This window comes from Candidatus Frankia alpina (assembly GCF_902806485.1).
Classification (GTDB): Bacteria; Actinomycetota; Actinomycetes; order Frankiales; family Frankiaceae; genus Frankia; species Frankia alpina.
In genome coordinates this window covers 1-414 of record NZ_CADCWT010000594.1, presented here as the reverse complement: position 1 = coordinate 414, position 414 = coordinate 1, and the positions used below count along the sequence as shown (strand labels likewise).

At 72.9% G+C, this 414-nt stretch carries 1 protein-coding gene; it reads left to right on the top strand.

Features of this window, described 5'->3' with window-relative positions:
- A partial coding sequence (locus tag G6R25_RS24640; RefSeq protein ID WP_205447478.1) for a hypothetical protein occupies positions 1 to 414 on the top strand: 414 nt, incomplete at both ends.

The following is a 414-nucleotide window of genomic DNA, read 5'->3' as shown; positions in this document are numbered from 1 at the left end:
GGCATCCCCGCGGCCGTCGACTGGGAGCGGATCTCCCTGGCCACCGCTGACCGGATCGACCAGGTCTTTCCCGCCATGGCCACCGTCGTCGTCGGCGGTGTGGAGGTCCAGGTGTGTGAGGACTGGTTCGCTGGCGAGTTCGTCGGCCTGCTGCTTGCCGGACACCGCCGCCGGGACACCGCGCTCGGCGCCGCCCGCGCATACCTGGACGCGCACCGCGAATGCCTCGTTGACCCGGCTTGGTCCTGGGCCGACCCCGACGTCACCCCCGGCCATATCCGCTGGTTCCTCCACCCCGGGCCTGACGGCGACGACGCCTGGACCTGGGTCACCCGCCCCGTCGGCGGCGACGTCCCCGTCACCACCGTCAGCCCCAGACCCGTCGGCGGGCCCAACCCGAGGAGCAGGACAGAC